Below are 24,685 nucleotides of genomic sequence, written 5' to 3'. Positions count from 1 at the left end.
TCGCGGCCCTGCATGTCGGTGAGCCGTACAGACCCCCGCATCGCCGCCGGCATCATCGCGCTGGCGGCCATCGGCATCCTGATCGGCGGCGCATTTGCCGGTCTTGGCATCGAGGCCGCACGCAATCCACAAGGTGCTGCCGACGCCTTCGATTCCTATCTCTTCCGCATTGCCCGTTTCACCCTGTGGCAGGCGCTGCTGTCGACCTTGCTGTCGGTTGTGCCGGCGATCTTCGTTGCCCGAGCGCTCGCACGGCATCCCGCCTTTCCCGGCCGCGCGCTGATCCTGCGCCTGTTTGCCGTTCCCCTCGCCTTGCCGGCGATCGTCGCAGCCCTTGGCATCCTGTCGCTCTACGGCCGCGCCGGCTATTTCGCTGAACCGCTGGCGGCGCTGACCGGCGGCACCTGGCCCGGCATCTATGGGCTGTCCGGCATTCTCGTTGCCCATGTCTTCTTCAACCTGCCGCTGGCGACGCGGCTGATTCTGGAGGCGCTGCAGACGGTGCCGGCGGACCAGTGGCGGCTGGCGAGCCAGCTCGGCATGGGCGCACGGTCGAGCTTCCGCATGATCGAATGGCCGGCAATCCGAGCAGCCTTGCCCGGCATTGCGGGCCTCGTTTTCATGCTGTGCATCACCTCCTTCACCATCGTGCTGACGCTCGGCGGCGGCCCGGCCGCAACAACGCTTGAGGTTGCGATCTATCAGGCGTTGCGCTTCGACTTCGACCCCGCGCGCGCAGTCGCCCTGACCCTGCTGCAGATCGCGCTCACGGCAGTTGTGGTTCTGGCGCTGATGCGGCTCGGTGCCAACACGACCGGCGACGCCAATCTGCCGGTGGCCCAGCGCAACTACATCAAGGCAAAGACCGGCGAGAAGGCGCTCAACACCGCCATCATCGTTGTGGCGCTCGTCTTCGTCGGCGGGCCGATGCTGGCGACAATCGTCTCCGGGCTTGAGGCCAATCTCGGCCGCCTCGCCGGCGAAGCGGCGGTGCAGCGTGCGACACTGACCAGCATCGTGCTTGCGACGCTGTCGGCAACACTCGCAACCATGCTTGCGCTGTCCCTCGTCATGGCGCGCCGGGCACTGGCCGGCAGCAGGACAGGCGGCGAAAAGACATTGCTCGAACGCTTCACCGACACCGGCGCCGGCTTCGTATTGGTGGTGCCGCCGATCGTCATCGGTGCCGGCTGGTTCGTGCTGGTGCGGCAGTCGGTCGAGGTGTTTTCGCTGGCGCCATTCATGGTCGTCACCGTCAACGCCGTTATGGCCATGCCATTTGCCGTCCGCGCCGTCCGCCCTGCCTATGACGCGGCCAGCGAACGTCACGAAAGGCTGTGCGCCCAGCTCGGCATCTCAGGCTGGAACAGGCTGCGGTTGATCGACTGGCCGGTGCTCAAGCGCCCGCTTGCAACGGCATTCTCCTTTGCCATGGCGCTGTCGCTCGGCGATCTCGGTGTCATCGCGCTGTTCGGCAGCGACGCGGTGCAGACCTTGCCCTACCTTTTGCTCGCCCGCATGGGCAGCTACCGCACAGATGACGCGGCGGGACTTGCATTGATGCTCGGCCTGTTGTGCCTGGCGTTGACAATGCTCGCCGACCGCCTCGGCAGGGAGACTGCGAAATGACCTCGACCAGTGCCGCGGTACGCCTCGACCATGTGGTGTTCAGCTATAGCGACACCATGGTGCGCTTCGACGTGACCTTTGCACCGGGCGAGATCACCGCGATCATGGGACCGAGCGGCGCCGGCAAGTCGACATTGCTCAACCTCGTCGCCGGCTTTGAGACACCGCGCGAAGGCCGCGTGTTGATCGGCGACGTCGACGTGACGATCGCACCGCCATCCGAGCGGCCGGTGTCGATGGTTTTCCAGGAAAACAACCTCTTTGCCCATCTCGACGTCGAGAAGAATGTCGGGCTCGGTCGCTCGCCTGCGCTGCGCCTGGCCACTGCCGACAGGCGGGACGTGGCAACCGCACTGACACGCGTCGGCCTCGCCGGCATGGAGAAGCGCCTGCCCCGCGAACTGTCGGGCGGCGAACGCCAGCGCGTGGCGCTGGCGCGCGTCCTTGTCCGCGACCGGCCGATTCTCCTGCTGGATGAACCCTTTGCCTCGCTTGGACCAGCATTGCGCGAGGATATGCTGGATCTCGTGGCGAGCCTTCATGCAGAACGCGGCATGACCGTGCTTTTCGTGACACACCAGCCCGAAGATGCCCGAAAACTGGCTAAAAACATGGTTTTCGTCGAGGCTGGCACTGTCGCGGCGGCTGGAAAGACTGCGGATTTCTTCACCAATGCTGGACCTGAAGCGTTCAGACACTATATCGGCGGTGAACGGTGATGACGCGATCACGCCGGGTTGCCCGGAAGCGGACATAATTTACAGCCAAATCGCCACATTGGCGGTATCGGCCTTATTGTGTCGGCGAGTCGTCTGTGGCTACGTCCATCTGGTCGGGCCCGCTTCTGCTTTGCCTGCCGCCTAAAGACTTCGAAAGGACGCGAGCTCTGCCCACCTGCCGCGACATGTTGATCGAGACGAGAACGCCCCGCTATGCGCGCCTGATGGTTGCCGTCGCGCTGTCGGCGCTTGTCTCGGGTTGCCAGATACTCAACCCCTCCGATGTCCGCGAGTCAGGCTTCCAGCCGTCCAACAATCCTGTCACCGTCGACAACGTCACCCGCAACGACAAGCTCGCCGAGATCGCCAAGGCGCAGCATCCGCGCATTCTGGCGACCTATGGCGGCGAGTATTCGGATCCCAAGCTTGAGCGCATGGTCGCCAAGGTTGTCGGCAGCTTGACCACCGTGTCGAGCAACCCGAACCAGACCTACCGCATCACTATCCTGAACTCGCCCAACGTCAATGCCTTTGCGCTGCCCGGCGGCTATCTCTACGTGACGCGCGGCCTGCTGGCGCTGGCCAATGATTCGGCCGAGCTTGCCGCCGTCATCTCGCACGAGATGGGCCACGTCACTGCCAACCACGGCATCCAGCGTCAGCAGAAGGAAGCCGAGGAAGTGTTGGCGACCAAGGTCGTCACCGACGTGCTCGGCGAAAGCCCGACCGCCAAGGCAGCGCTGATCCGCGGCAAGCTCCGGCTCGCCCAGTTCTCGCGCAATCAGGAGCTGGAAGCCGACGGCATCGGCATCAAGATGAGCGGCCAGGCCGGCTACGATCCGTTTGCCGCAGGACGCTTCCTGCAGTCGATGGCCGCCTACTCCGACCTGCGCGCGGTCAGCGGCGCCACCGACGCCAGCCTCGACTTCCTGGCGAGCCACCCCAACGCGCCGCAGCGCATCGACCTTGCCCAGCGCCACGCCCGCCAGTTCGGCGCGCCCGGCATCGGCCGCCGCGATCGCGATTCCTTCCTCGCCGGCATCGACGGCCTGCTGTTCGGCGATACGCCCGACGAAGGTTATGTGCGCGGCACCACCTTCATGCACCCCAAGCTCGGCATCTCGTTTGCCGTGCCGCAAGGCTTTGTCATCGACAACACGGCAGCCGCCGTCACAGCGACCGGACCTGACAATACGGCTATCCGCTTCGATGGCGTGGCGATCGACGCCAAGCTGCCACTGACCGACTACGTCAAGAGCGGCTGGGTCGCAGGCCTCGACCCGTCGAGCGTGCGCGCCGATACGATCAACGGCAACGAGGCGGCCTTCGCCCGCGCCAGCGCCGAAGGCTGGCAGTTCGATATCGTCGTGATCCGCAATGGCGCGCAGGTCTATCGCCTGCTGACGGCCGCTCCGACGGCCAGCACCGCGCTGGACCAGATCGCCCGTTCGGTCAGCTCCAGCTTCCGGGTCATGACGGCAGCGGAGAAGGCTGGTCTGAAGCCGTTGCGCATCCGCGTCGTCACCGTCCAGCCCGGCCAGAACATGGGCTCGCTCGCCGCCAGCATGGTCGGCGTCGACCGCAAGCTCGACCTGTTCAGGGTTCTGAATGCGCTGGCGCCCGGCGCCTCGGTCTCCGCCGGCGACAAGGTCAAGATCGTCACCGACCGGTAGCGCATCGGCCCGGAAATCGGGACGTTCGGCAAGCACGATGCAGGTCCAAGAGATCAGCGCTCAGGCGACCTGGAACGCCGAGTTCTTCCGCTCCAGCGCTGATTTCAGCTTTTCCATGGCGCGGGTCTCGATCTGGCGAACCCGCTCCTTCGAGATGCCGAGCGAGGTGCCGAGCTCTTCCAGCGTGGCACCTTCCTCCGTCAGCCGACGTTCTTCGATGATCTGCAGTTCCCTCGCATTGAGCACGGTGAGCGCGTCATGCAGCCATCCCGAGCGGCGCTCGATGTCGATCGCCTCGCCGACCAGCTCGTCCGGCAAGGGATCGTCCGAGACCAGCAGATCCATCCGTTCGCCCGAATCGCCATCGTCGCTGAGCGGCGCATTGAGCGAGGTGTCGGGCACCGACAACCGCATGTCCATCAGCGCGACGTCGGCTTCCGACACGCCAAGGGCTACCGAAATCTCCTGATAGGCTGCGGTGCCGCCGAGCGGGTCGCCGCCCTGGGCGAGCCGGGCGCGCATGCGCCGCAGGTTGAAGAACAGCGACTTCTGCGCCGAACTCGTGCCGCCACGGACGATCGACCAGTTGCGCAGGATATAGTCCTGCATCGAGGCGCGAATCCACCAGGTCGCATAGGTCGAGAAGCGGACCTCACGCTCCGGGTCGAAGCGTGCCGCCGCTTCAAGCAGCCCGACATGGCCTTCCTGGATGAGGTCGCCCATCGGCAGCCCGTAGCGCCGGAACTTGACCGCCATGGCGATGACGAGGCGCATATGGGCGGTGGTGATGCGGTTGAGCGCATCCTGATCGTGCCGCTCTTTCCAGCGGATCGCCAGCTCGAGCTCTTCGCCGCGCTCCAGATAGGGCGCGCGCGACGCCGCCCTCAGCATCATCTGCTCGCCAGACAGGCCTGCCCGATCCATATACATCTTGCGCCCCTTGTCCTGAGAGCAGCCAGACGCGCACCGCAATTGCCGCGCTGCCCCGCAGCGCCATTAACGCGCCGTATCGTCGAATGTTCCGGGGCGGCTGGCGGCCTTCAGTTGCGTAGATTCGCATTCCAGTATTGCGTCGATTTTGAAATTTCATTCCTTATGTCGAGAGCTGGCTTCTGACAGATTGCCGCCAATCACAACTTTCCCGGCCAGCAAGCCGGGCACAAAATCGGGATCACACAAAATGAAGTGGTTTAAGTCGCTGGCCGTTGCCGCAACGATCCAGCTCGCAGCCGTCGCCGCCGGCCATGCCGGTGAAAATCTCAATGAGATCAAGGCAGCCGGCGTATTCAAGATCGGCACCGAGGGCACCTACGCGCCCTTTACCTATCACGACGCATCGGGAGCGCTCGTCGGCTTCGACGTCGAGATCGGCAAGGAAATCGCCAAGCGCCTCGGCGTCAAGGCAGAGTTTCTCGAAGGCAAGTGGGACGGCCTGATCGCCGGCATCGACGCCAAGCGCTATGACGCCGTCATCAACCAGGTCGGCATCACGGAGGCGCGCAAGGCCAAGTACGACTTCTCCGATCCCTACATCGCCTCGAAGGCAGTGCTGATCGTCAGCGGCAAGAATGAGGACATCAAGGGCTTCGCCGACCTCAAGGGCAAAAAGTCGGCCCAGTCGCTGACCAGCAATTTCGGCAAGATCGCCGAGGCCAATGGCGCCGAGCTCGTCGGCACCGATGGCTTCGACCAGTCGATCCAGCTGGTGCTGAACGGCCGCGCCGACGCCACCATCAACGACTCGCTATCGTTCTTCGACTTCAAGAAGCACAAGCCCGACGCCGACGTGAAGATCGTCGCCGAAGAGGCCAAGGCCGACTTCTCCGGCGTGATCGTGCGTAAGGGTGAGCCCGAGCTGGTCGAGGCAATCAACAAGGCGCTGGCGGAGATCAAGGCCGACGGCACCTACAAGAAGATTTCCGAGACCTATTTCGGCGCCGACGTCTCGCAGTAACAGCATTGCCCTTCAGGCGGCGCCCGGCGTGGCGGCCGCCTGTCAGGCGCTCATTTTCCACCTCTCATTTTTTCCCATGAACTTGCCCGGAAAATCTGCGATTTTCCGGGCTTGTTTGTTGTGGAGAGGGAGCATTCATCTTGCCACACTGGCTTCAATTGATGCTGGACTCGCTCGGCCCACTGTTGTGGGCCGCGCTCGTTTTCACAGCCCCGCTGACGCTTCTCTCTTTCGCCTTCGGCCTGACCGTGGGGCTGGGCGCAGCCCTTGCCCGCCTGTTCGGGCCTACCTGGCTTTCTGGCATCGTCCGCTTCTACGTCTGGATCATCCGCGGCACGCCACTTCTGGTGCAGCTGTTCCTGATCTTCTACGGCCTGCCCAGCATCGGCATCGTGCTCGACGCCTTTCCGGCGGCACTGATCGGCTTCACCCTCAATGTCGGCGCCTATTCCTCCGAGATCATTCGTGCCGCCATCAGCTCGGTGGCCAAGGGGCAGTGGGAAGCGGCTTACTCTATCGGCATGACATGGTCGCAGGCGATGCGTCGCACAGTCCTGCCGCAGGCGGCCCGCGTCGCCGTGCCACCGCTGTCCAACACCTTCATCTCGCTGGTCAAGGACACCTCGCTGGCTGCCGCCATCACCGTGCCGGAGATGTTCCAGGCAGCCCAGCGCATCGTCGCCACCACTTATGAACCGCTGATCCTCTATGTCGAGGCGGCCATACTCTATCTCGCAATGAGCTCGGTGCTGTCGTCGCTTCAGGTCAGGCTCGAGAAGCGGCTCAACCGTTACGGCGGCTTCCTGGAGGCACGGTCATGATCGGACTGTCTCACATCGTCAAACAATTCGGCGACAATGTCGTGCTCAAGGATGTTTCGGTCGAGATCCGCGAGGGCAGCGTCACCGCCCTCGTCGGGCCTTCCGGCGGCGGCAAGAGCACGCTGCTGCGCTGCATCAACCTGCTGGAAATTCCGACCTCCGGCACTGTGCGCATCGGCGACGACACGCTCGAATTCCGCCCCGGCCACCGCGTCGCCACCAAGGCAATCCAGCAGTTGCGCCGCCAGACAGGCATGGTGTTCCAGAACTTCCAGTTGTTTCCGCATCGCACGGCGATCGAGAACGTCATGGAAGGGCTGGTGACGGTGCTGAAATGGCCAGATGCGAAGGCACGCGAGCGGGCCATGACGCTGCTCGACAAGGTCGGCATGGCGCACAAGCTCGACGCCTGGCCCGCGACCTTATCCGGCGGTCAGCAGCAGCGCGTGGCCATCGCACGCGCGCTGGCGCCGTCGCCCAAGGTGCTGTTGTGCGATGAGCCGACCTCGGCACTCGACCCGGAACTGGCGCAGGAAGTGGTCGACGTGCTCGGCCAGCTGGCGCGCGAGGGCACGACAATGGTGATCGCTACGCACGATCTGCGCCTGGCGTCGAAGATTGCCCATGAGGTGCTGTTCCTGGAAGCGGGCTCGGTGGTTGAAAAGGGCCCTGCCAACGAGGTGTTCGGCAATCCCAGGCACGAGCGCACCAAACGGTTCATCGCGACGATCACGCATCAGCACGACCACGGCAAGGGCGGCGAAGGCTAGATCTCGCTGCCGCCCCAGGCAGTGGTCAGAACGAGATTGCCACGGCCGGGCGGACATCGACCACGGCATCGCCGGCACCAAAACCGTCGAGCGTTTCGTTGTGGTGGGCGATGATGTCGACATGGGTGAGATGGGCCGAGTCGGCGGTCGTATGGCAGTCAGCGACGAGCGTGACGTCGTAACCGAGCGACACGGCCCGACGCACAGTCGTGTCGACGCAGAACTGGGTCATGCAGCCGCCGACGACAAGATGCGAGATACCAAGCTCCCCAAGGCGGGCGCCGAGCTCGGTCTCGTGAAACGAGTCCGAGCTCTTCTTGCGAACGAGAAGGTCACCGGCCCGCGGGGCCAGCTCCGGCCGGACTTCCCAACCTTCCGTGCCAACTGCCAGGCGGTGGCCCGCAGGGCCGTCATGCTGGATGACTATGACCGGCACGCCCGCAGAACGCGCTCTGTCCTGGAGATCACGCAGCCTGCCAATGGTATCGTCGAGCGCAGCCTCGAGCAGTGGCTGCCGCTCCGAGGTGCCTTTGCCCCTCAGGATCGCATTCTGCACGTCGATGACAAGAAGTGCGGTGCCCATATGCTGCCTCTCCTGTTGCGAGATTGGCGTCGGATACAGCAAAACCGATCGGCTCAGTAGCGGCTTTCACGCCGAACTGCTCGGCCAGCAGGGCCACCTTCTGGCCTGTCCCATCGGTCGCAGGGTCACGGCAACCGCGGTGACGGTCCAGAAGTGGCGGCATCTCATCCAGCCAGAGCCTCTAGGATATTTGCCAGAAGTGACTTTCAGCCGATTGGCCGCGCAACGCACCATTGTCTGCTGAGACGCACTGCCTCTCGGCAGACAAACAAAAAACCCGGCCAATGGCCGGGTTTTTCATAGCGGATCTTACAAGCCCTATCAGGCAGCTTCTTCCTGCTCGGCGTCGGCTTCTTCGTTGTCAGCCTTGGTGCCGCGCTTCGGACCCTTGTTGAGGTTGGTCTCGATGAGACGGACAGCCTCGGTCTCCGACAGGCGGTTGACCGCTGCCAGTTCGCGCGCCATGCGGTCGAGCGCTGCTTCATAGAGCTGGCGCTCGGAGTAGGACTGCTCCGGCTGGTTGTCGGCGCGATAGAGGTCGCGCACGACCTCGGCGATCGAGATCAGATCACCGGAATTGATCTTCGCATCATATTCCTGGGCGCGGCGCGACCACATGGTGCGCTTGACGCGGGCGCGGCCCTGCACGACCTTCAACGCACGCTCGACATAGTCGGTCTCCGACAGCTTGCGCATGCCGATGGACGTTGCCTTGGCGACCGGCACCTTGAGGCGCATCTTGTCTTTCTGGAAATCGATTACGAACAGCTCGAGCTTGTGTCCCGCCACTTCCTGCTCGTCGATCGATACGATCTGGCCGACGCCGTGCGCCGGGTAGACAATGTACTCGCCAGTCTTGAAACCGTGACGTGCTGCGGATTTCTTCTGCGGGATGGAAGTTGCCATACGCCCTGAACTCCTTCTTGTGACACCGGCCCGCCGAGGCCGGTTGATCGGGACGGTCGCAAAACGCGACCTTCTGCCGCACGACATTCGACCCCCAATCGGAAGAGCCTGGACCGGCAAACCGCAAAACGTTGCGACCGCCGGGCCCAGATTACTCTGGTCCGGATTAGGGTTGTCACCTTTCAGTGAATTAGGCTATGCGCCATAAATCGACGTTGTGTCATCGGCATGTTGGGCTAGCTCTAACACAAAAAGTCGGAAGAATCAAGATTTTGCTGCATACGCGAACAATCTGCCGCGTCAAGAGTCGACGGCGGCTCTCAATCCAACGATCTAGCGCCATTTAGGGCGCGCTACCCTCAGTTGCCTTCGCCAGGCTCGGCCGAAAAGAACTTCTCGAACTTGCCTTCGACGCCGTCAAATTCCTTGGCGTCTGCCGGCGGCTCCTTCTTTGCCGTGATATTCGGCCATTTTTCGGCATATTCGGTGTTGATCTGCAGCCATTTGTCGAGCCCCGACTCAGTGTCAGGCTTGATCGCGTCGGCCGGACATTCCGGTTCGCAGACGCCGCAGTCGATGCACTCGTCGGGATGAATGACGAGCATGTTCTCGCCTTCATAGAAGCAGTCGACCGGACAAACCTCGATGCAATCCATGTATTTGCATTTGATGCAGTTGTCGGTGACGACGTAGGTCATGAAGCAGGCTCCGGGACTTCCCGTAGTTTGTATCTTTCGGGTGAGGTATCCCCTTTGCGGGGTCGTTGCAAGGGCGGCCATTCCGCGCAGAAGCACGTTTGCGGAACGTAATTCTCAACTTCGTTGCCGCCGCTCCAGAGCCTTTGCGTCACTGGTCGCGCAGCCTGTCGGTGGCCCGCCGTTCTTTCTTGGTCGGACGGCCACTGCCAACCTCGCGCAGCGGCGGCCTGGCGTCGGGCGGCGCCTCATCCCTCGGCGTGGGTGCGGGAGAGATGTCGTCGTAGAGCTTGCGTGCTTCTTCGGCCGGCCCGCGACGCTCGCCAGCCAGCAGAATCTTGTAGACCAGGATACGACGATCGAGCGTAATCGTCAGCACGTCGCCTGCCTTGACGATGTCGGAGGCCTGGCTGAGCTTCTGGCCGTTGCACCTGACGCCGCCAGATTGCGCGAGCTTGGCGCCAAGCGAGCGCGACTTGACCGCGCGCGAGAAGAACAGCCACTTGTCGATGCGCTGTCTTCCCTCGCCGGCCAAGGCGCTTACTTCTTGAGCTGGTCGCGCAGCGCGGCGAGCTTGGCGAAGGGCGAATCCGGATCGATGCGCACCGGACGCTCCTCGCGTGGCTTGGGCTGGAAGGCGGGCTTGCCCTTGGGGCCGTTGCGGTCGCCGCCGTGCCTGTCGCCCTGCGGACGCTCATTGCGATTGCGGTGTTCGGGACGCCCACCCTCGCCCTGCGGCTTGCCGCCGGGCTTGCGGTCGAAACGCGGACGGCCGCCATCACGGCCTTCGCCACCCTCGCGCCCGCCACTGCGGTTGCCCTCGCCCTGGCCCTGACGGGCTGCGGGTGCGCCGGCGGCACGCTGCTCGCGCTGGCCGCCGCGTGGGCGATTGTCCTGGCGATGACGCGGGCGCTGCTCGAAGCGGCCCTGACGCCACAAAAGGATCGGCTTGGGTTCTTCGGCAGGCTCCGCGGCGGCAGTTGCCGGCTGGGCTTCGGCTGCAGCAGTCTCGACGGCCGCCGCTTCCGACAGCGTTTCGGCTACAGGTTCTGCGACGGCTTCCACTTCTGCGGCGGGTGCAGCAACTGCCTCGGGTTCGACGGCAGGCTCGGCCGCCACTTCGGCCACGACCTCAGCTGCAACCTCGGCAACAGCTTCCGGCGCCTGCTCGGCATCCGCTTCCTGCGCGTCTTGGGCAAATGCTTCCGTGGAAACCTCGGCGGCCTGGCCGGCAGCGGCAGCTGCCGCTGCGGCCTTGTCGGCCTGCGCCTTGGCCACGGCCTCGCGCGTGGCAGCATCGATCGTCTCGAGCTTGTCCTTGACCTCGGCAGCCGGCTTCGGCTCGGCGCGATAGCCGAGGCCCTTGAGGATTTCTTCCATGTCGTCGCCGGTTGCGCCGAGGATCGACATCATCTGCGGCGTGACGATGAAGGCGCTGCCGTCATAGGCTCCGTCAGGACGCGCACCGATGCCCTGCTTCCAGGCAAGCGCCGGGCGGATCAGATCGGCGAGACGTTCGAGAATGTCGACACGCACGGCGCGGCGGCCAAGATTGCGGAATCCGGCGAGCTTGTAGAAGGTCTTGTCGAAAGCCTGATCGATGACAACAGACGTACGGCCGGCGGCCAACGCATGGACGACATCGCCGAAGCCCGGCTTGTCCTTGCCGTCATTCTTGAGCGCCCAGAGCAGTGTCACCAGGCCGGACGGTGCCGGCTTGATCAGCGCCGGTACAAAGACGTGGTAGGCGCCGAAGCGGACGCCGAGACGGCGAAGTGCTGCGCGACCTTCCTGGTCGAGCGACTTCACCTCGTCGGCGATGTCGCGGCGATTGATCAGGCCGAAATTCTCGACCAACTGGAAAGCGATGCCACGACCAATGCCGGAAAGCTGTTCGCCGGCCTTGAGATCGACCAACGGCTTGAGCAGCGACTCAATCTGGAAATTGACGAAACGGTCGGCGCGCGCCGCGACCTTGTCACGGGCCGGGCCCGTCAGTTGCTCGTCGGCGAGCAGCACGACGCGCGGCTTGAGCGCGTCCTCGCCCTCGACCAGCGTGCCGATCGGCGCGCCGATCCAGCGCAGAACGCCGTCGGAGCCAAGCGCGATATCGCCATTGGGCGACGCCGAGAAACGCTCCGCGCGGGCATCGAATTCTGTGGCGAGCGCCTTCTGTGCTGCCGTGCGCACGGCCTTGGCGTCTTCTCCGCCAGCGCTCTGATCTGCGGTGAAACGGAACCCTTGCAGTTCGCCGACATGGTGGCCCTCGACGAGGACAGTTCCGGACGGGCTTATTTCGGCTTCAAGCATAGTGTTTTCTCTAAGGCGGCGCATGAGGACGGAAGTCCTGCGGTCTACAAAGCGTTTCGTCAACCGCTCATGCAGTGCATCCGACAATCTGTCTTCGATGTTTCGCGTTTTTTCTTGCCAGTGTGCCGGATCGGCAAGCCAGCCAGGGCGGTTTGAGACAAAAGTCCAGGTCCGGATCTGTGCGATCCGGTGGGAGAGCGTGTCGATGTCGCCTTCGGTGGAATCGGCGCGGCGCACCTGTTCGGCCATGTAGTTTTCGTCGACATGACCGTTGCGGGCGAGATCGTCATACATCGACGCAATGAGGTCGGCGTGCTGGGCAGGCGCAATCCTGCGATAGTCGGGCAGCGCGCAGGTCTCCCACAACAGGGCGACACGTTCGCGACCGGTGGCGAGCGAGCGGATGTTTTCGTCACGCGACAGGTGTTCGAGCGCCTGGGCGTCGACCGCAGGCAGCGCCCGCGTCAGGCCCTCGACGGGCGCCACCGTGTCGATCGAGCGCTTGAGCGTGTCGAGGCTTGTGAAGTCGAACGAAGCGGTGCGCCACTGCAGCACCTTGACCGGCTCGAAATCGTGCCCTTCGATCTTCTCGATCAGCTCCTCGTCGAACGGATCAACCTGGCCGGTAACGCCAAAGGTGCCGTCGCGAAGATGACGGCCGGCACGGCCGGCGATCTGGCCAAGCTCGGCGGCGGTCAGCTGGCGATACTGGTAGCCGTCGAACTTGCGGTTCTGGGCAAAGGCAACATGGTCGACATCGAGATTGAGGCCCATGCCGATGGCATCTGTGGCAATCAGGTAGTCGACGTCGCCGGACTGGTAGAGTTCGACCTGGGCGTTGCGGGTGCGTGGGCTGAGCGCGCCGAGCACGACGGCAGCGCCGCCCTGCTGACGGCGGATGAGCTCGGCGATGCCATAGACCTCATCGGCCGAAAAGGCGACGATGGCCGAGCGGCGCGGCAGGCGTGTCAGCTTCTTGGAGCCGGCATAGGCAAGATGCGACAGGCGCGGCCGGGTGACCACCGACACGCCCTTCAAAAGCTTCTGCAGGATGCCGTGCATGGTGGCAGCACCCAGCAGCAGCGTTTCCTGCCTGCCCCGCAGGTGCAGGATGCGGTCGGTGAAGATATGGCCGCGCTCGAGATCGCCGGCGAGCTGTACCTCGTCGATGGCGACGAAGGCGGCATCGGTCTGACGCGGCATCGCCTCGACGGTGCAGACGGAATACTTGGCACCGGCCGGCAGGATCTTCTCCTCGCCGGTCACCAGCGCAACCTTATGGGCACCAACCTTCTCGCAGAGCCGGCCATAGACCTCGCGGGCAAGCAGCCTGAGCGGCAGGCCGATGATGCCGCTTTCATGCGCGACCATGCGCTCGATGGCGAGATGCGTCTTGCCGGTGTTGGTCGGCCCGAGGACCGCTGTCACATCGCGACCCGACAGGATCAGGGGGTCATTCTGCTTGGAGTGAACATTCATTCTAAGGAACCGCCCTCGGCGCCGGGCCCACCCGGCGTTGCGCCGCTTTCACGACGACTGGACACATAGGGATTTGCGAGACGAAGCGAAAGCGGAATGTTCCAGATTTAAGAGTTGGAACGAGTCTGGAACGAATCAGCGACGAATCACTGACTCCGGCAGATTCAGGTTTTGTTCACCCCAACATATAGATTTCGTGCTGGCAAGTCGCACCACATGCAGATTCTCTAAAGTGGCCCGTTTCATGCTTTAGCCCACTGCTGTTAACCTTTGCCGGCCAAGCGCCCGAACGCTCTGGCAAACCCGACGCAAAATAATGATTTTGTTGATGTTTCCTATCTCCGGGTTAACGCTGGAATCGTCGATGAGCGGCATTTCGTTAAGATTTGAACCAAATGCGGAACGAACAGGCGACGAATCACTGATAGGACAAGTTTCCTGATTTGTTCACCGCTAGATGTTGTGTCTTCCCCAACGACTCCACCGATTATCCACCGTGGAGTCACAGGCTTGTCCACAACAGGCTCCCGGGCGCGTTAATCTTTGCGTGCCAAAGCGGCACACCGCTGGTTCGACGAAAATATCTGTGATTGCATTACGTTAAGGGAACCACACCCGTTGAATGCGACAGCGAGGCATGTCTCCATCCGCATGTTGAGTCTGCGCGGCGGGGATTGCCCAGGCGGGGCCTCCGGAAAATGCGGCGCACCACGCAGGCGCACGACATCTGGAGGGAAGATCATGAGCAAACGTCTATTCGCCGAGTTCCTCGGCACATTCTGGCTTGTCTTTGGTGGTTGCGGCAGTGCGGTGCTTGCGGCTGCGTTTCCCGAACTCGGCATCGGCTTTGCCGGCGTAGCCCTGGCATTCGGCCTGACCGTGCTGACCATGGCCTATGCCGTCGGCGGCATCTCGGGCGGCCACTTCAACCCCGCAGTCTCTGTCGGCCTGATGATGGCCGGTCGCTTCGAAGCCAAGAACCTTGTGCCTTATGTCATCGCCCAGCTTGTCGGCGCCATCGTCGCCTCGACGGTGCTCTACCTCATCGTCAGCGGTAAGGCCGACTTTGCCGGTATCGGCGGCTTCGCGACCAACGGCTATGGCGACGCTTCACCCGGCAAATATGGCCTGACCTCGGCATTGATCATCGAGGTCGTTTTGACCTTCATGTTCCTGATGATCATCCTGGGCTCGACCCATGGACGCGTGCCGGCCGGCTTCGCACCGATCGCCATCGGCCTTGCGCTGACGCTTATCCACCTGATCTCGATTCCGGTCACCAACACCTCGGTCAACCCGGCCCGCTCGACCGGACCGGCGCTGTTCGTCGGCGGCATCGCCCTGCAGCAGTTGTGGTTGTTCTGGGTAGCCCCGATCGTCGGCGCGGCGATCGCCGGCATCGTTCACAAGGCGATGTTCGAAAAGGACTGAGCCTCACCGGCCAGACGCGAAAACGGCGCCTTGCGGCGCCGTTTTCTTGTTTCGGGGCAGCAAGCCCGACGGTCAGACGAAATATTGTCCGCCGTTTGCGGACAGGGTCGCGCCCGTGATGAAGCCCGATTGTTCCGATGCCAGGAACACCACGCAGCGCGCGATCTCTTCAGGCTCGCCGAGCCTGCTGACCGGGATCTGGGCGATGATCGATTCCCGCACCTTTTCCGGAACCGCCATCACCATCTCGGTGGCAATGTAGCCGGGACAGATGACATTGACGGTGATGCCGGCGCGGGCGCCTTCCTGGGCCAGCGCCTTGGTGAAGCCGATGTCGCCTGCCTTGGAGGCCGAATAATTGGCCTGGCCGGCCTGGCCCTTCTGGCCGTTGATAGAGGAGATGGTGATGACGCGGCCGAACTTGCGGTCACGCATGCCGCTCCACAGCGGATGGGTCATGTTGAAGGCACCGTTCAGGTTGGTGTCGATGACTTCCTTCCACTGCTCGCGCGTCATCTTGTGGAACATCGAGTCGCGCGTGATGCCGGCGTTGTTGACCAGCACCGAGACGGGGCCGAGGTCAGCCTCGACCTGCTTGATGCCGGCCTCGCAGGCGTCGTAGTCGGCGACCGACCATTTGTAGACCGGAATGCCCGTCTCGGCCTTGAACTTCTGCGCAGCTTCGTCATTGCCGGCGTAGTTGGCCGCAACCGAGTAGCCCGCCTCCTTCAGCGCGATCGAAATAGCAGCACCGATGCCGCGCGATCCTCCGGTAACCAGTGCAACCTTGCTCATGCGTTTCCCCTTTTCTGCTGCTTGATGGACTGCCCTTGCGACAGGCTTTTCCCTTGCGAGAGGCTTTTAGAGACAAAAAGGGCGGCACATCGGCCGCCCTTTTGTTTTCGATTTACATCGCCTCGACACACATCGCGACGCCCATGCCGCCGCCGATGCACAGGGTCGCCAGACCCTTTTTCGCACTGCGCCGGCGCATTTCGTAGACCAGCGTGTTGAAGACGCGGGCGCCGGACGCGCCCACCGGATGGCCGATGGCAATGGCGCCGCCATTGACGTTGACGATCGCCGGATCCCAGCCCATGTCCTTGTTGACCGCGCAGGCCTGTGCGGCGAAAGCCTCGTTGGCTTCGACCAGGTCGAGATCGCCGACCGACCAGCCGGCCTTTTCCAGCGCCTTGCGCGACGCCGGGATCGGGCCGGTGCCCATGATCTGCGGGTCGACGCCGGCTGTCGCCCAGGAAACGATGCGGACCAGCGGGGTGAGGCCGCGGCGTACAGCCTCGGCTTCGGTCATCAGCACGACAGCGGCAGCGCCGTCATTAATGCCGGAGGCATTGCCGGCGGTGACGGAACCTTCCTTGTCGAAGGCAGGCCGCAGCTTGGCAAGCGAATCGAGGGTCGCACCGTGGCGGATGTATTCGTCCTGGTCGACGATGGTGTCGCCCTTCTTGCCCTTGATGGTGACCGGAACGATCTCGTCCTTGAAGCGGCCTGCAACCTGCGCGGCTTCGGCCTTGTTCTGCGAGGCGACGGCGAACTGGTCCTGCTCGTCGCGGGTCAGCTGCCACTGGCGCGCGACGTTCTCGGCGGTGTTGCCCATGTGGTAGCCGTAGAAGGCGTCGGTCAGGCCGTCCTTGATCATCGTGTCGATCATCTTGAAGTCGCCCATCTTCACGCCGCCACGCAGGTGCTGGCAGTGCGGCGCCATCGACATCGATTCCTGGCCGCCGGCGACGATGATCTTGGCGTCGCCGGTAGCAATCTGCTGCATGCCGATGGCAATGGTGCGCAGGCCCGAGCCGCACAGCTGGTTGAGGCCCCAGGCGGTCGCCTCCTGCGGCACACCCGCCGCCATGGCCGCCTGGCGGGCCGGGTTCTGGCCGGCGCCGGCGGCAAGGATCTGGCCGAGGATGACTTCGTCGACTTCCCTGGGGTCGACACCGGCGCGTGCCAGCGCCTCGCGGACCGCGACCGCGCCGAGTTCATGGGCCGGGGTGTTGGCGAAGGCACCGTTGAACGAGCCGACCGGCGTTCGAGCGGCGCTGGCGACGACGATGGAGGACGAGGCGGACATGTTTCTCTCCAGACTTCGTTTGACGAATGGTTCTTGCGCCTCGAGGACATTGGCGCTCATGACTTTTCTTGCCCGTTCCAGGACCCGAGTCAAACCGGAAAATCAACGGATCGCCGATGCTGCGGCCGCACTGCAGCAATGCTGCGCAGCATTTTTTTGCCGGCGTTGCCTCGCCTTGCCTTCTCGCAGTGCACAAACCACTTGGATTTGCGATTGCTTTGCGCTTATCCTCGTGGCCGGCGAAATGTTACCGGCTGCTTACACGGCATTCCGGTCTTCCGGGGGAGGATGCTGATGGTTGCCAAAGACACGCCAATCGTAATCAAGAAATACGCCAACCGCCGTCTCTACAACACCGGCACGAGTACTTACGTCACGCTCGAGGACCTGGCCGAAATGGTCAAGAAGGGCGAGGAATTTACCGTGCAGGACGCCAAGACCGGCGAGGATATCACGCACCCGGTTTTGACCCAGATCATCTTCGAACTGGAGAACAAGGACGGCCAGAACATGCTGCCGATCCCGTTCCTCAGGCAGCTGATCTCCTATTACGGCGACCAGATGCAGATGGTCGTGCCGAGCTTCCTCGAACAGTCCATGCTCGCCTTCTCGAAGGAACAGGAACGCTTCCGCGAGCAGATGAAGGCGACCTTCGGCAAGGCGCCGATGGACATGATGAAGGGGACCGCGCCGATGAAGGCGCTGGAAGAGCAGACGCGCCGCAACATGGAGCTGTTCCAGAACGCGATGCGCATGTTCACCCCGTTTCCGATGCCCGGCACCGCAGCGCCCGCAGAGCCGGCGAAGAAAGAAACGCCCGAGAAGCCGGACGAGCTCAAGGAACTCAAGGACCAGCTCGCCGCCATGCAGCGCAAGATCGATTCGATGGGGTGAGCACCCGGTCCGCCTTGGCGGATTGAAACGTCCGGTGGACGTTTCAAAGGGTGCGAACGCCGGGAAGCTGCCGGAGGCAGCGGGGCCCGGCAGGGAACTGCGGCACTTAAGGCCGACGGAAAGCCAACTGCTTGGCTTTCCGAGCGTCGAACGCCCGGAGCGACAGCGAAGGGCCGGAGAGACTTGAAGCTTGAGCTCTTCCTTGAACCACCGGCAAGCCAACGCAGCACGCCCCCGCCCCTACCCTTTAGGACGAGAGATTTTCAACCTGACGCAGGGTTTTGCCGGGCGTCGGGAGGGTGTTTGCTAGACGCCCATCGATCTTATCAGGAGGACTGCACATGACCGAACTGACGCTGGCCAAGGCCAACGCCATCATCGACACCGCTTTCGGCCTTGCCGCCGAGCAGAAGTTCAAGCCCCTGGGCGTCGCCGTGCTCGACGCCGGCGGCCACCTCCTGGCCTTCCAGCGCCAGGACGGCTCGCCCTTCATCCGCGCCGAAGTGGCGTCGGGCAAGGCCTATGGCGCGCTTGCCGTCGGCTCGAGCTCGCGCGCACTCGGCGTTGCCGCCGTCGAGCGTCCGCATTTCTTCCAGGGGCTTTCGGCGGTGTCGGGCGGAAAGATCGTACCGGTGCCGGGCGGCGTGTTGATCCGCAACAAGAATGGCGACGTGCTCGGCGCGGTCGGCATTTCGGGCGACACGTCGGACAATGACGAACTGGCGGCCATGGCCGGCATCGAATCGGCCGGCTTCGTCGCCAAGGTCTGACCTACCAAGCGCGCTCCTCGAGGAGCGCGCTTCTACTCGCGCCCAAACGTGACGTCCCGGTTGGCCGAACGGATCGATACCGAGAAGCCAGCCAGCACGTCGAGCAGCGAAATCACCATCAATATGAAGAAGACCGAGCTGGTGGCGCCGCGCACCAGCAGGAATTCGACCAGGAACGCGACGAAGACGAAGGTCGAAAGCAAGTGATCGACGACAGAGGCGCTGCCCGTGCGGGTCGCCTTGACGATCTCGACGAAGAAAAGCAGCAGCGCCACCACGATCAGCAGGTCGCCGAGGGTAAGCGCAAAACTGCCGCCCGACATCATCCCCAACGTGAGGATCTCGGTTGCCCACGGATTGCCGTCGGGGCCGCTGCCGAACAAGCCGGCCACGCCGATATTGTAGAGGACGAAGGGGATGATCAGAAGGGGAATGCCCGCGAGCATGGACCGGTCTCCGCTTTGCGCTGGCACCTTCTAGAATCCCCGGACGGCCGGGCGTCAAGGAAATTCAGCACCATCATCCGGACATGCAAAAAGAAAGGACCGGCAAGGCCGGTCCTTTCCCAATTTGCTCGCTCGGGTAAAGCCGCTTGGCTTTCCCTCGGGAAAAGCTGCTTAGCTTTCCTTCGGCGTCAGAACCTGGCGACCGCGATACATGCCGGTCTTGAGGTCGATGTGGTGCGGGCGGCGCATTTCGCCGGAATTCTTGTCCTCGACATAGGTCGGGGCCTTCAGCGCGTCGGCCGAGCGGCGCATGCCGCGCTTGGACGGGGAGGTTTTTCGTTTTGGAACAGCCATGGATATACTCCACCAATCGGTCAAATGACCCTGTCCGCCCTCGTGAAAGGGCCGCGCATGGGCCGGAAACTGAGAAAGTTGGCGAGCCTATACACGGCGAACGCAGGCTTGACCAGCCCGAAGCGACTCTTTTTTCAGCCGACAGCCGTCTATCTAGTTCAGGCACTGCACATAGGCGCCTGCCTTGGTGGCGCGGCGCTCGATGAGCGATGCGAGCCGCCTCAGCCCGGGTCCAGGCTTGGCTGGATTGCGTGCCGCCGGATTGGGCAAGGTTACCGCCAGAAGCGCTGCCTGGCGCCGCGACAGCTGGCTGGCCGGCTTGCCGAAATAATGCTGCGACGCCGCCTCGACGCCGTAGATGTTGGGGCCCCACTCGGCGATGTTGAGATAGATCTCCATGATCCGCCGCTTGGGCATCAGCGCATCGAAATAGATCGCCAGCGGCAGTTCCAGCGCCTTCCGCAGGAACGAGCGGCCATTCCAGAGATAAAGATTCTTCACCGTCTGCATCGGGATGGTCGAAGCACCACGAGTCGATTCCCCGTCGAGCGCATCGCTGATGACACCACGCAACTCACCCAGGTCGACGCCCCTGTGGGCGCAGAATTGCCCGTCCTCGGACATGATGACGGAATGCGCCATGACGGGCGCGATGTCGTCGAGCGGCACCCACTGGCGGTCATAGCCCTGCAGCGTGACGACATCCTTGATCATCAGCGTCGAGATCGGGCGCACGACCGGAGGCAGATAGAGGATGGTCAACACCACCGGCAGCGCGATCATCAGCGCGGCGAGCAGCACACCGAGCCGCACCCAGCGGCGCAGGCTTCCGCGCGAGAACATCCCGCGTCGCGCTGCTGCCATCTCCAGCCTTTCGGTTTCCGGCTCTATGATCGGTTCCGACAACCCGTCCGCCCTGTCTTGTCAGCCTTTTGGCATAAAGGCGCTTGGCTTCTTGCGCAACGTCTGACTGTCGGCTACCGCTCGCCGCCATGACGATCGACAGCGATATCATGTTCGAAACCTTCCTGCGCATGCGCGCGGAAACAGTCGAAACGCGGTTGCGGCAGTTGCTCGGCGAGAGCCCCCTGTCCGGCGAGATCGCACGGCCCGGGCATCTGATGGCGGCGATGCGCCATGGCGTGCTCAACGGCGGCAAGCGGCTGCGCCCATTCCTGGTGCTGGAGAGTGCTGCCCTGTTCGATGCTGATGGCGAGGCAGCTCTGCGTGTCGCAACTGCGCTCGAATGTGTGCATTGCTATTCGCTGATCCATGACGACCTGCCGGCGATGGACGACGACGACCTGCGCCGCGGCCAACCGACGGTGCACAAGGCTTTTGACGAGGCGACGGCGATCCTCGCCGGCGACGGCCTGTTGACCTTTGCCTTCGACATTATTGCCGACGAGGCGACGCCGTTGCCGGCCGACCGCCGCGCAGCCCTCGTCTTGGCGCTGGCGCGCGCTGCCGGCCCCGGCGGCATGGTCGGCGGCCAGGCGCTCGATCTCGACGCCGAACACAACAAACCCGACGAAACAGGCATCATAAAACTGCAAGCGATGAAGACCGGCGCCCTGATCCGCTTCGCCTGCGAGGCCGGCGCCATCGTTGGCGGCGCATCTGCCGACGAGCGTGAAAGACTGGCCGAGTTCGGTTCGGCGATCGGGCTCGCCTTCCAGCTTGCCGACGACCTGCTCGACCTCACCGCCGACGCCGAGACGATGGGCAAGGCAACCGGCAAGGACGCAGCCGCCGGCAAGGCGACGCTGGTTTCACTCCACGGCCCCAACTGGGCCCGCTCCCAGCTTGTTGGCCTGGTCAACCAGGCGCACGACTTGCTGGAGCCCTTCGGCGAACGCGCAATCATGCTCAAAGCTGCCGCAAGTTTCGTCGCAGAGCGCAACAGCTGATCTTTACTGTCAGCCGGCAAGCAACATTTCGCGGACAAGTTGTGCGGGTCAGAAACTCTTAATGTTAATGGTGTCTATTCCGGCTCTGTAAAATTGTGCGTATGTGTTTGGGGTTGCGCATGCCGGAGCACTCGTCCTTCATCCGTTCCATACGGATCCGATATCTTTCGGGTCTCCTGATCTTCGCCCTGACGTCTATCGCCGTCATGCTGGCCTTCAGCCAGGGCAATACTTATCGCCGCGACGTCGATGCCATTGCCGCCGAGCTACAACTGTTCTCACGCGAGCTGCGCAATGCCAGCAGCTTCGCCGAGACGACGAACGGTACCTGGCGGCCGGAAACGCAGGAAGCGCTGGCGGCTGCCGCCCGCAACCATGCTCTCAGGCTCGACGCCCGCATCAGCCACCTGGCCAGCTCGATCGACACCGTCCGCCCCAGCCTGTCCGACAAATCCGTGCGCGAACTCGACAGCGCATCCGTCAATGGCGATCTGTTCTGGTCGGCACGCGACATCACCCACAACCTCGGAGCGCTGGCGAGTGCCAAGACCTCCGACGAATGGAGCTATCGCGAGATCCGCAACCAGAACGATCTTTTCGCCCAGCCGATGCTGCTGCGCGCCACGGCCGCCATGGAAAACGAACGCCGTTATGCCGAAGCGCGCAGCGACCGGCTGCTGACCACGGCCGCCGCACTGCTGATCCTGGTCATCGGCGGCGTCGCTGCGTGGGTCTTCCGCCCGATGGAACACGCCATCCGCAAGGCATTCTCCGAAAGTGCCGAGTCGCTGTCGAAGGCCGAAGCGGCCGACCGGGCAAAGTCGGAATTCCTTGCCAATATGAGCCATGAGATCCGGACGCCGATGAACGGTGTCCTCGGCATGGCCGAGCTCTTGGCACGCACCGACCTGACCCCACGCCAGAAGACCTTCACTGAAGTCATCGTGAAATCGGGCAACGCGCTGCTGACGATCATCAACGACGTACTCGACTTCTCCAAGATCAACGCCGGCCAGTTGACGCTCGACCCGGCCCCGTTCCATCTCGGCGAGGCGGTCGAGGATGTCGCGACGCTGATCTCGGCCCGGGTTGCCGAAAAGAACCTCGAGCTCATCGTCCGCGTCGATCCCCGCCTGCCGAGCCATGTCACCGGCGACGTCGGGCGCTTCCGCCAGATCATCACCAACATGCTCGGCAATGCGGTGAAGTTCACCGAGCGCGGCCATGTGCTTGTCGACGTGACCGGCGAGGTCGTCGATGGGACCGTGGCACTCAGCATCCGTGTCGAGGACACCGGCATCGGCATCCCCGCGGACAAGCTGCAGAGCGTGTTCGAGAAATTCGCTCAGGTCGACGGCAGCTCGACGCGTCGCCATGAAGGCACCGGCCTCGGCCTTGCCATCGCGGCCCGCCTTGTCGACCTGATGGGGGGCCGTATCGGCGTCGAAAGCGAGCTGGGCAAGGGTTCGGTGTTCTGGTTCACAGCGATGCTGCCGGTCCATGAAGCGCAACAGGAAAGCAGCGTCGTGCCGGTCGACGTCACCGGCGCGCGCGTGCTGGTCATCGACGACAATCCGGTCAACCGCGAAATCCTGCTGGAGCAGCTGAAGAGCTGGGGTTTCGACTGTGCAGCCGCGGAAAGCGGCGCCATCGGCCTCGCCTTCCTGGACCGCGCCGCCCAGCTCGGCGCCAGCGTCGACTGCGTCATCCTCGACTACCAGATGCCCGGCATGAACGGCGCCGATGTCGCCAAGGCAATCGCCGCCGACAGCCGCATCTCGTCGATCCCGGTGGTGCTGTTGACTTCGGTCGACCAAATCGATTTCTCCCGCATGGTGCTCGATTTCGGCATCGCCGCGCATCTGACCAAGCCCGCCCGCTCGGCAGTGCTGCTCGGCACGGTGATCGCTGCGGTGCAGAAGGCCCGATCGCAGGCCGGCCGCACCGAATTCGTGCGCGAGCCGGTCCGACACACACCTGCATTCACGGTCATCCGCGGCCCTTCCGTCGCACCGGTCGCCCATCACGAGCCGGCAGTGTTGCAATCCAGCGGGCTCGACGTCCTGGTGGCCGAGGACAATGAGGTCAACCAGCTCGTCTTCGGCCAGATTCTATCCGGCCTCGGGCTCAGCCACCGCATCGCCGGCAATGGCCGCACGGCGGTGGAGATGTACCGCACCTTCAAGCCCAAGCTGATCCTGATGGATGTTTCGATGCCGGAGATGAACGGCTACGAGGCGACACGCGCCATCCGCTTGGAGGAAGCGGCCAATGGCAGCCGCACGCCGATCATCGGTGTGACAGCGCATGCGTTGAAGGGCGACCGCGAGAAATGCATTGACGCCGGCATGGACGATTACCTGCCCAAGCCGGTGTCGCCCGACAAGCTCGGCGCCAAGATCGGCATCTGGCTGAGCGAGAGCGCCGAGCTCGTCCAGTCTGCGTGACGACGCAAACTGCCTATGACTTCTTTATTTCTTGGCAGTTCCGCCCGTCTCGAATCCTGATGCGGCTGATTTTACCTTCCTGACGCGACCGGACGACGGCGACCTCGCCGCTCCGGCGTGAACAACAAGGAAGTAAGAAAATGCTTCGTACCCAGATGCCCGACCGGTTCGTCAGTGCACGGACCACAGAGCCCACGCGCCGTGATGCCGCCAATGACGGTAAGCTGGTCAAGGGCCAGACCGAGCCCTTCATGTTCACCCGCCTGTTCTTCGTCACCGGCGTGCTGCTGGGCGGCCTGGCGTTGGCCACCATGCTTTCAAGCTGACAATGGAAATCTCGGACGTCATTTCGGTCGAGGATGTGGTCCTCGACCTCCGGCCGGAGAGCAAGACACGACTGCTCAAAGCGCTTGCGGCGCATGCCGCGCGCCGCACCGGCTGTCCGGCCGCCGAGATCAGTTCGATGCTTGCAGCCAGGGAAAAGCTCGGCTCGACCGGGCTTGGCCAAGGCGTCGCCATCCCGCATTCCAGGTTGCGTGGGCTGCAGACGCCCTATGGCGCGTTTGTAAGACTGGCCGCCCCCTGTGCCTTCGAGGCTATCGATGACCGGGATGTCGACCTTGTCGTGCTGCTGCTGTTGCCGGAGGCCTCGCCGCAGGAACATCTCAACGTGCTGGCCAAGATCGCCCGTCGGCTGCGCGACGTCGAAGTGGTGGCAAGCCTGCGCAAGGCAGGCGACGCTGCCACTTGTCATCGCTTGCTCACGGACCAGCCGCTCAAGAGCTCGGCAGCCGCCTGAACA

General features: G+C 63.4%; 23 protein-coding genes and 1 pseudogene. 13 read left to right on the top strand and 11 right to left on the bottom strand.

Features of this window, described 5'->3' with window-relative positions; all coding sequences use genetic code 11:
* Window positions 1-12: 12 nt before the first annotated feature.
* The 3 genes and pseudogenes from thiP to H5P29_RS07735 all read left to right on the top strand — a co-directional run bounded on the left by thiP (window position 13) and on the right by H5P29_RS07735 (window position 4,021).
* Window positions 13-1,629: a thiamine/thiamine pyrophosphate ABC transporter permease gene (gene thiP / locus H5P29_RS07745; protein WP_067956737.1), complete on the top strand. Its 1,617-nt coding sequence runs from the start codon at window positions 13-15 to the stop codon at window positions 1,627-1,629.
* A pseudogene (gene thiQ, locus H5P29_RS07740) lies at window positions 1,626-2,386 on the top strand (thiamine ABC transporter ATP-binding protein). Before thiP ends, thiQ begins: the two are co-directional and overlap by 4 nt.
* A 186-nt stretch (window positions 2,387-2,572) precedes the next feature.
* Window positions 2,573-4,021: a M48 family metalloprotease gene (locus H5P29_RS07735; protein WP_154386648.1), complete on the top strand. Its 1,449-nt coding sequence runs from the start codon at window positions 2,573-2,575 to the stop codon at window positions 4,019-4,021.
* A 60-nt stretch (window positions 4,022-4,081) separates the two neighbouring features.
* Here the strand turns inward: H5P29_RS07735 and H5P29_RS07730 are convergent, their stop codons facing one another.
* Complete coding sequence (locus H5P29_RS07730; RefSeq protein WP_067956731.1) at window positions 4,082-4,951, bottom strand: RNA polymerase factor sigma-32; 870 nt, start codon at window positions 4,949-4,951, stop codon at window positions 4,082-4,084.
* A gap of 250 nt (window positions 4,952-5,201) precedes the next feature.
* Between H5P29_RS07730 and H5P29_RS07725 the strand changes: the two genes are divergently transcribed.
* The 3 genes from H5P29_RS07725 to H5P29_RS07715 all read left to right on the top strand — a co-directional run bounded on the left by H5P29_RS07725 (window position 5,202) and on the right by H5P29_RS07715 (window position 7,566).
* Window positions 5,202-5,975 (top strand): amino acid ABC transporter substrate-binding protein, encoded by a 774-nt coding sequence (locus H5P29_RS07725; protein ID WP_154386630.1) that lies wholly within the window; start codon window positions 5,202-5,204, stop codon window positions 5,973-5,975.
* A gap of 140 nt (window positions 5,976-6,115) precedes the next feature.
* Window positions 6,116-6,796 carry an amino acid ABC transporter permease gene (locus tag H5P29_RS07720; RefSeq protein ID WP_067956726.1) on the top strand — a complete coding sequence of 227 codons (681 nt, stop codon included), beginning with the start codon at window positions 6,116-6,118 and terminating at the stop codon, window positions 6,794-6,796.
* On the top strand, window positions 6,793-7,566 hold the full coding sequence (locus H5P29_RS07715) for an amino acid ABC transporter ATP-binding protein (RefSeq protein ID WP_067956723.1): 774 nt from the start codon (window positions 6,793-6,795) through the stop codon (window positions 7,564-7,566). Before H5P29_RS07720 ends, H5P29_RS07715 begins: the two co-directional genes overlap by 4 nt.
* Window positions 7,567-7,591: 25 nt before the next feature.
* On the opposite strand, the gene H5P29_RS07710 is transcribed toward H5P29_RS07715, so the two are convergent.
* From H5P29_RS07710 to H5P29_RS07690, 5 genes are all read right to left on the bottom strand, one after another.
* Window positions 7,592-8,149 carry a cysteine hydrolase family protein gene (locus H5P29_RS07710; RefSeq protein ID WP_154386631.1) on the bottom strand — a complete coding sequence of 186 codons (558 nt, stop codon included), beginning with the start codon at window positions 8,147-8,149 and terminating at the stop codon, window positions 7,592-7,594.
* A 321-nt stretch (window positions 8,150-8,470) separates the two neighbouring features.
* Window positions 8,471-9,055, bottom strand: coding sequence for a CarD family transcriptional regulator (locus tag H5P29_RS07705; protein ID WP_067956717.1), 585 nt, complete (start codon window positions 9,053-9,055; stop codon window positions 8,471-8,473).
* A 359-nt stretch (window positions 9,056-9,414) separates the two neighbouring features.
* On the bottom strand, window positions 9,415-9,753 hold the full coding sequence (fdxA, locus tag H5P29_RS07700; protein WP_067956714.1) for a ferredoxin FdxA: 339 nt from the start codon (window positions 9,751-9,753) through the stop codon (window positions 9,415-9,417).
* 148 nt (window positions 9,754-9,901) lie between these two features.
* Entirely contained in the window at window positions 9,902-10,285 is a 384-nt protein-coding gene (locus H5P29_RS07695) for an RNA-binding S4 domain-containing protein (RefSeq protein ID WP_067956710.1), read from the bottom strand.
* Window positions 10,286-10,290: 5 nt separating this feature from the next.
* Window positions 10,291-13,539, bottom strand: a complete 3,249-nt coding sequence (locus H5P29_RS07690) for a helicase-related protein (RefSeq protein ID WP_067956708.1) — start codon at window positions 13,537-13,539, stop codon at window positions 10,291-10,293.
* A 741-nt stretch (window positions 13,540-14,280) separates the two neighbouring features.
* Here H5P29_RS07690 and aqpZ point away from each other — a divergent pair.
* Window positions 14,281-14,970, top strand: a complete 690-nt coding sequence (gene aqpZ / locus H5P29_RS07685) for an aquaporin Z (protein WP_067956705.1) — start codon at window positions 14,281-14,283, stop codon at window positions 14,968-14,970.
* A 72-nt stretch (window positions 14,971-15,042) separates the two neighbouring features.
* On the opposite strand, the gene H5P29_RS07680 is transcribed toward aqpZ, so the two are convergent.
* Together H5P29_RS07680 and H5P29_RS07675 are read right to left on the bottom strand one after the other, a co-directional pair.
* Complete coding sequence (locus H5P29_RS07680; RefSeq protein ID WP_067956702.1) at window positions 15,043-15,765, bottom strand: beta-ketoacyl-ACP reductase; 723 nt, start codon at window positions 15,763-15,765, stop codon at window positions 15,043-15,045.
* 112 nt (window positions 15,766-15,877) lie between these two features.
* Window positions 15,878-17,062, bottom strand: a complete 1,185-nt coding sequence (locus H5P29_RS07675) for an acetyl-CoA C-acetyltransferase (protein ID WP_067956699.1) — start codon at window positions 17,060-17,062, stop codon at window positions 15,878-15,880.
* Window positions 17,063-17,356: 294 nt separating this feature from the next.
* Here H5P29_RS07675 and phaR point away from each other — a divergent pair, with 294 nt between their 5' ends.
* Together phaR and H5P29_RS07665 are read left to right on the top strand one after the other, a co-directional pair.
* The gene (phaR, locus tag H5P29_RS07670; protein WP_067966042.1) at window positions 17,357-17,956 is read left to right on the top strand and encodes a polyhydroxyalkanoate synthesis repressor PhaR; all 600 of its coding nucleotides are present in this window, start codon (window positions 17,357-17,359) and stop codon (window positions 17,954-17,956) included.
* 341 nt (window positions 17,957-18,297) lie between these two features.
* Window positions 18,298-18,726, top strand: coding sequence for a heme-binding protein (locus H5P29_RS07665; RefSeq protein WP_067956696.1), 429 nt, complete (start codon window positions 18,298-18,300; stop codon window positions 18,724-18,726).
* Between the two features lie 32 nt (window positions 18,727-18,758).
* Here the strand turns inward: H5P29_RS07665 and H5P29_RS07660 are convergent, their stop codons facing one another.
* The 3 genes from H5P29_RS07660 to mtgA form a co-directional block, all read right to left on the bottom strand.
* Window positions 18,759-19,172, bottom strand: a complete 414-nt coding sequence (locus tag H5P29_RS07660; protein WP_067956693.1) for a hypothetical protein — start codon at window positions 19,170-19,172, stop codon at window positions 18,759-18,761.
* 171 nt (window positions 19,173-19,343) lie between these two features.
* Window positions 19,344-19,526, bottom strand: coding sequence for a 50S ribosomal protein L32 (gene rpmF / locus H5P29_RS07655; protein ID WP_008834724.1), 183 nt, complete (start codon window positions 19,524-19,526; stop codon window positions 19,344-19,346).
* A gap of 153 nt (window positions 19,527-19,679) precedes the next feature.
* Window positions 19,680-20,390: a monofunctional biosynthetic peptidoglycan transglycosylase gene (gene mtgA, locus H5P29_RS07650; RefSeq protein WP_185910382.1), complete on the bottom strand. Its 711-nt coding sequence runs from the start codon at window positions 20,388-20,390 to the stop codon at window positions 19,680-19,682.
* A gap of 128 nt (window positions 20,391-20,518) precedes the next feature.
* Here mtgA and H5P29_RS07645 point away from each other — a divergent pair, with 128 nt between their 5' ends.
* From H5P29_RS07645 to H5P29_RS07630, 4 genes are all read left to right on the top strand, one after another.
* Window positions 20,519-21,436, top strand: coding sequence for a polyprenyl synthetase family protein (locus tag H5P29_RS07645; RefSeq protein WP_067956690.1), 918 nt, complete (start codon window positions 20,519-20,521; stop codon window positions 21,434-21,436).
* A gap of 119 nt (window positions 21,437-21,555) precedes the next feature.
* Entirely contained in the window at window positions 21,556-23,883 is a 2,328-nt protein-coding gene (locus H5P29_RS07640) for a response regulator (RefSeq protein ID WP_067956687.1), read from the top strand.
* A gap of 140 nt (window positions 23,884-24,023) precedes the next feature.
* Entirely contained in the window at window positions 24,024-24,209 is a 186-nt protein-coding gene (locus H5P29_RS07635) for a hypothetical protein (RefSeq protein WP_154386633.1), read from the top strand.
* A gap of 2 nt (window positions 24,210-24,211) precedes the next feature.
* Complete coding sequence (locus tag H5P29_RS07630; RefSeq protein ID WP_067956685.1) at window positions 24,212-24,682, top strand: PTS sugar transporter subunit IIA; 471 nt, start codon at window positions 24,212-24,214, stop codon at window positions 24,680-24,682.
* Window positions 24,683-24,685: the final 3 nt, after the last annotated feature.

The organism is Aminobacter sp. MDW-2 (genome assembly GCF_014250155.1).
Lineage (GTDB): Bacteria > Pseudomonadota > Alphaproteobacteria > Rhizobiales > Rhizobiaceae > Aminobacter > Aminobacter ciceronei.
This window is presented reverse-complemented; position numbering and strand designations above follow the sequence as displayed.

Bases quoted from the DNA above. Each gene is read 5' to 3' on its own strand.
- thiP (WP_067956737.1), top strand. From the start codon at position 13: ATGTCGGTGAGCCGTACAGACCCCCGCATCGCCGCCGGCATCATCGCG.
- H5P29_RS07735 (WP_154386648.1), top strand. From the start codon at position 2,573: ATGGTTGCCGTCGCGCTGTCGGCGCTTGTCTCGGGTTGCCAGATACTC.
- H5P29_RS07730 (WP_067956731.1), bottom strand. From the start codon at position 4,951: ATGTATATGGATCGGGCAGGCCTGTCTGGCGAGCAGATGATGCTGAGG.
- H5P29_RS07725 (WP_154386630.1), top strand. From the start codon at position 5,202: ATGAAGTGGTTTAAGTCGCTGGCCGTTGCCGCAACGATCCAGCTCGCA.
- H5P29_RS07715 (WP_067956723.1), top strand. From the start codon at position 6,793: ATGATCGGACTGTCTCACATCGTCAAACAATTCGGCGACAATGTCGTG.
- H5P29_RS07710 (WP_154386631.1), bottom strand. From the start codon at position 8,149: ATGGGCACCGCACTTCTTGTCATCGACGTGCAGAATGCGATCCTGAGG.
- H5P29_RS07705 (WP_067956717.1), bottom strand. From the start codon at position 9,055: ATGGCAACTTCCATCCCGCAGAAGAAATCCGCAGCACGTCACGGTTTC.
- fdxA (WP_067956714.1), bottom strand. From the start codon at position 9,753: ATGACCTACGTCGTCACCGACAACTGCATCAAATGCAAATACATGGAT.
- H5P29_RS07690 (WP_067956708.1), bottom strand. From the start codon at position 13,539: ATGAATGTTCACTCCAAGCAGAATGACCCCCTGATCCTGTCGGGTCGC.
- aqpZ (WP_067956705.1), top strand. From the start codon at position 14,281: ATGAGCAAACGTCTATTCGCCGAGTTCCTCGGCACATTCTGGCTTGTC.
- H5P29_RS07680 (WP_067956702.1), bottom strand. From the start codon at position 15,765: ATGAGCAAGGTTGCACTGGTTACCGGAGGATCGCGCGGCATCGGTGCT.
- H5P29_RS07675 (WP_067956699.1), bottom strand. From the start codon at position 17,062: ATGTCCGCCTCGTCCTCCATCGTCGTCGCCAGCGCCGCTCGAACGCCG.
- phaR (WP_067966042.1), top strand. From the start codon at position 17,357: ATGGTTGCCAAAGACACGCCAATCGTAATCAAGAAATACGCCAACCGC.
- H5P29_RS07665 (WP_067956696.1), top strand. From the start codon at position 18,298: ATGACCGAACTGACGCTGGCCAAGGCCAACGCCATCATCGACACCGCT.
- H5P29_RS07660 (WP_067956693.1), bottom strand. From the start codon at position 19,172: ATGCTCGCGGGCATTCCCCTTCTGATCATCCCCTTCGTCCTCTACAAT.
- rpmF (WP_008834724.1), bottom strand. From the start codon at position 19,526: ATGGCTGTTCCAAAACGAAAAACCTCCCCGTCCAAGCGCGGCATGCGC.
- mtgA (WP_185910382.1), bottom strand. From the start codon at position 20,390: ATGGCAGCAGCGCGACGCGGGATGTTCTCGCGCGGAAGCCTGCGCCGC.
- H5P29_RS07645 (WP_067956690.1), top strand. From the start codon at position 20,519: ATGACGATCGACAGCGATATCATGTTCGAAACCTTCCTGCGCATGCGC.
- H5P29_RS07640 (WP_067956687.1), top strand. From the start codon at position 21,556: ATGCCGGAGCACTCGTCCTTCATCCGTTCCATACGGATCCGATATCTT.
- H5P29_RS07635 (WP_154386633.1), top strand. From the start codon at position 24,024: ATGCTTCGTACCCAGATGCCCGACCGGTTCGTCAGTGCACGGACCACA.
- H5P29_RS07630 (WP_067956685.1), top strand. From the start codon at position 24,212: ATGGAAATCTCGGACGTCATTTCGGTCGAGGATGTGGTCCTCGACCTC.